The organism is Natronospirillum sp. (assembly GCF_022565775.1).
Classification (GTDB): Bacteria; Pseudomonadota; Gammaproteobacteria; order Pseudomonadales; family Natronospirillaceae; genus Natronospirillum.
Window position 1 is genome coordinate 1 of record NZ_JAIUMC010000153.1, and the last position, 4,438, is coordinate 4,438.

Below are 4,438 nucleotides of genomic sequence, written 5' to 3' on the forward strand. Positions count from 1 at the left end.
TACCGTGGGAGCGCACCCCGTTGCGCGATGGGGCCGCAGGCCCCCATGCGTGGCTTACGCCAAAGCCTACTGGTACAATGCCGCGCCTGTAACCGGCCAATCCATCTGGCCTGGGGTTCCCATTCGCCCGGAGACCAAGCGCGCCCATGACTGTTATCACCTTTGGTACCTTTGACATCCTGCACTACGGCCATATCCGCATACTCAAACGGGCGCGGGAGATGGGCGACCGACTGGTGGTCGGCGTATCGTCGGATACACTGAACGAGCGCAAAAAGGGCCGCAAACCGGTCTACTCGCAGGAAGAGCGCCTGGCCATCCTGACCGCCATCCGCTATGTCGATGAAGTATTCGTCGAAGAAAGCCTTGAACTCAAGCGCGACTACATCCTGCAGCACAAGGCCGATAAACTGGTGATGGGCAACGACTGGGCCGGCAAGTTCGACGAGTTCAACGACGTCTGCGAAGTCATCTACCTGGAACGCACACCGTCCATTTCAACCACCTCCATTATCGAAGTGGTGAAGGGCATACCCGAGAATCTCTGATGTCCCAGCGCATCGTGCTCTTTTGCGAAAAGCCCTATGCACTCTCCATCCTGCAGCCACTGGCGCAGGAAGCCGAGCGCCGCGGCTACACCTGCCTGTGGTACCTGCACCCGCCCCTGGCCGCTGCCGGTGTGGCTGACGGCATCCGCGCCACCGACAGTCTGGCAGACCTGATGGCATTTGATCCGCAGGCCATTCTGGTGCCGGGGAACGAAGTGCCCTATTACCTGCCCGGCGTGAAAGTGCAGGTGTTTCATGGCTTCGCCGGAGAGAAAAAAGGCCATTTTCGGATTCGCGACTATTTCGACCTCTATCTGACGCAGGGGCCGTATTTTACCGAGCGCTTTGCTGAACTCAGTCGCCGTCATGGCGATTTTGACGTTCAGGAAACCGGCTGGCCCCGCCTCGACCGCCTGTTCAACGGCAGCCTGGACCCTTTAGCAGCGCGCCAGCAGCTTGGCCTGCAGCCCAACCAGCCAGTGCTGCTGTATGCGCCCACCTTTTCACCCCGGTTGACTTCCGTGCCTGACCTGCTGCCGCGGTTGCCTGAACTGGCCGCCGCGCTGGAGATGCAAGTGGTGGTCAAGTTTCACCCGCTGATGGATGCCCGCTGGGTGGATCAGTGTCGCGACCTTGCGGCCGGGCACGAGTCGGTTCTTTTGGCCAGCGACGCAGACGTGTCGCCCTGCCTGGTGACTGCTGACCTACTACTCAGTGATACGTCCTCTGTGGTCTATGAAGCCCTGTTGCTCGACAAGCCCGTCGTGACCTGGAAAACCACCGCCGAAGCGCCGATCTGGCCGGATGTGTCCGAGCCCGAGGCATTGCTGCCGGTGTTGCAGCAAACGCTGACCTCGGGCCCGCCCGAGCCCAATACCGTCAAAGAGCGCTATCATCCCTATACGGATGGCGAGTCATCCGCCCGCATGCTGGACGCTGTGGCAGACTATATTGAACGCCACGGGGTGCCGAAACAGCGCCAGCTCGGCTTCTGGCGCCGTCGCCGTGTGCACAAGACCTTTGGGCCACCGCCATGCTGATTCCCGAATTGAAACTGTCTGATCAGTCCCCGGTAGGGAAGGGCAAGACCCGACTGATCTACCAGCACCCGGAGAACCCCGACTGGCTGGTGAAGGTCCATCGCAGCCGGATGACCGGCAACGAGAGCGGCTGGCAACGGCGCTGGCGAGAGGCGGAAGACCGCTTTCTGTTCCGCAGTGGTATCCTGCGCGAGCTGCAGCCCTACCTGGATTCGCGCTATCACCAGGCCAACGCCCCCTTGATTCCGCATATCGTGCCGATTATCGGTATTGCCGACACGGATATCGGACTCGGCCTTGTGGTGCGCGCCGCGCGGGCGCAGGATGGCAGCCTGGCACCGACGGTGCGCCGACTGATGCGGCAGGGCACCATGACCCCGGAGCAGGCAAGAGCCGTTCATGAGCTGCTGCACAAATTAGTGCAGACACCTCTGGTTCTCGGCGACCTGAATCAGGACAATATCGTGCTGGTCCGGGAGCCCGAAATGGATACCGACAAGGCCATGCTGATCGATGGTCTGGGCGACCGAACATGGATTCCGGTGCGCCACTGGAGCGCCTGGCTGAATGCTCGCGCCAAGCGCCACTTCGTGACAAAAATGCGCCGCAAACTCAAGGCAGTGGAGAATACGTGAGCCAGTACAACCTTGATATTCACGAGAACACATCGCGCCGCACGCTGCTCAAGCGCCTGTGGAAGGATTATGTCTCCAAGCAGATTCCGCTGCTGCTGTGTGCCGCAGTGCTGATGGTGATCGAGGGTAGCTCGCTGGGGCTGCTCAGCTACATGGTTCAGCCCATGTTCGATGATGTCTTTGTGGCTGACGACCCGGGCAATGTGTCATTGGTCGCACTGATCATTTTCTTCGTGTTTGTAGGCCGGGCGCTGGGTGGCTTTGGCCAGCGGGCGATCACGGTCAACATCGGCATCCGGGTCATCACCAGCATGCAGAAAGACCTGCTCAGCCACCTGGTGCGTCTGGATTCTTCTTTCTTCTCGCAGAACTCGCCGGGTGCTCTGATCGAGCGCGTGCGCGGTGATACCCAGGCCCTGAAATCGTTCGCCAGCAATGCACTGGTCACCGTGGGGCGGGACGCCGTGTCGCTGATCGCGCTGATCACCGTGGCCCTGATCATGGACTGGCGCTGGACATTGATCGCCTTTGTCGGTGCGCCGCTGCTGGTAATACCCATCAGCCTGCTGCATCGCTGGATTCTGCAGACCACCCGCAACGCGCGGCGCAACTCGGCCTTGATGTCGACGCGTCTGGACGAGATTTTCCATGGCGTCAATGCCATCAAGTTGAACAACCTTGAAGCCCATGAAGACAATCGTTTTGGCGCCGAGACCGACCGTTTTCGTGCCGAGCAGGTGAAGGCCAACATTGGCAAAGCCGCATTGCCCGCCATGATCGACATTATTGCCGGGGTCGGGTTCGTCTTCGTGGTCATTTTCGGTGGCCAGGAAATCATTGCCGGCGAGAAAACCGTGGGCCAATTCATGGCGTTTTTTACTGCAATGGCCCTGATGTTTGATCCGTTGCGCCGTCTGAGCAAGATCGGCGGGGCCATTCAGGCGGCGATGGCCAGCCTGGAGCGCCTCTATGGCGTTTTCGATGTCGAGCCGACCATCATCAACAAGCCACAGCTCAAGCCATTGCCGAAGAATCTGAGCCAGGCGGATATCGAGCTGAACAGGGTCGTGTTTCACTACGGCGACAAACTGGTGATCGACAACCTGAGTTTCTGTGCCCCGGCCGGCAAAGTGACCGCGCTGGTGGGCGCCTCCGGGGCTGGCAAAACCACCGTATTCAATTTGCTCACCCGGCTGGTCGAGCCGGACGAGGGCGAGGTGCTGCTGGGTGGTGAAAACATCAATGCCTATGATCTGCACAGCCTGCGTCAGCAGATGGCTGTGGTCAGTCAGGACTCGGCCCTGTTTGACGAATCAGTGGCGCAGAACATAGCCTTCGGCCGTCTGGATGCCAGTACGGAAGAAGTTCGAGAAGCCGCCAAAGCCGCGCTGGTCGATGAATTTACCAGTGTGCTGCCCGAAGGGCTGGACAAGCTGGCTGGCCCCCGGGGTGTCAACTTGTCCGGCGGGCAGCGCCAGCGCGTGGTGATTGCCCGCGCCCTGCTGCGCGACGCGCCGATACTGTTGCTCGATGAGGCGACTTCGGCTCTGGATACCCGCACCGAGCAACTGATTCAGGAAACACTGGATACCGTGGCCCGACACAAGACCACTCTGGTGATTGCGCATCGCCTGTCCACCGTCATCAATGCCGACCTGATTCATGTGATGGATCAGGGCCGCCTGGTGGAAAGCGGTACGCATGACGAGTTGATTGCCAAAGGCGGCGCCTACTATTCTTTGCACAAGACCCTGAGTTGATATCGACACCATGAGCACTGCAGATACCATCGACCGCAAAAAGTTCAACTGGACGGCACGCGGCCGGGTGGTCGAGGATATCGACCGCGATCAGGAGCAACTGGATACCTTCGCCGAGGCGTTCGGCGAAGCGGTCGGGCAGGCCGTGTATCCGGCCAGCCTGCGCGTCAAGACGGTCGATATCATGAAGTTCAAACCCAAATGGGTGGTGCGCGTGGGCATTCAGGAGCGCCTGGTCGTGCCGGCCTTACTGTATCAGCAGCCGGTCTGGATCACCCTGCGCCACCCGATGCGACCGCCGCTGACCCAGAGACTGCACCTGTTTGCCAGCACCAACCTCTTTGCCGAGCAGGAGCTCGAGGAAGGCTCGCCCGTCAGGCTGCATATAGACCGCACCTACATGGGCCGGGCCCATGTCATCGACTGGGCCAGATCCCTGGGCACGGTACTGGATG

At 60.3% G+C, this 4,438-nt stretch carries 5 protein-coding genes; all 5 read left to right on the forward strand.

Annotated features, from left to right (window positions below; translation table 11 throughout):
* The first annotated feature begins 146 nt into the window (after nucleotides 1-146).
* The gene (locus LAT62_RS16040) at nucleotides 147-548 is read left to right on the forward strand and encodes an adenylyltransferase/cytidyltransferase family protein (protein ID WP_293386195.1); all 402 of its coding nucleotides are present in this window, start codon (nucleotides 147-149) and stop codon (nucleotides 546-548) included.
* Entirely contained in the window at nucleotides 548-1,588 is a 1,041-nt protein-coding gene (locus LAT62_RS16045; RefSeq protein WP_293386197.1) for a CDP-glycerol glycerophosphotransferase family protein, read from the forward strand. The genes LAT62_RS16040 and LAT62_RS16045 overlap by 1 nt, the downstream gene beginning before the upstream one ends.
* A complete protein-coding gene (locus tag LAT62_RS16050) occupies nucleotides 1,582-2,223 on the forward strand; it encodes a YrbL family protein (protein ID WP_293386199.1) in 642 nt (213 codons plus the stop codon). Before LAT62_RS16045 ends, LAT62_RS16050 begins: the two co-directional genes overlap by 7 nt.
* A complete protein-coding gene (locus LAT62_RS16055) occupies nucleotides 2,220-3,983 on the forward strand; it encodes an ABC transporter ATP-binding protein (protein ID WP_293386201.1) in 1,764 nt (587 codons plus the stop codon). Before LAT62_RS16050 ends, LAT62_RS16055 begins: the two co-directional genes overlap by 4 nt.
* A gap of 10 nt (nucleotides 3,984-3,993) precedes the next feature.
* Nucleotides 3,994-4,438: hypothetical protein (locus LAT62_RS16060; RefSeq protein ID WP_293386203.1), on the forward strand; the 445-nt coding region annotated here is incomplete at its 3' end.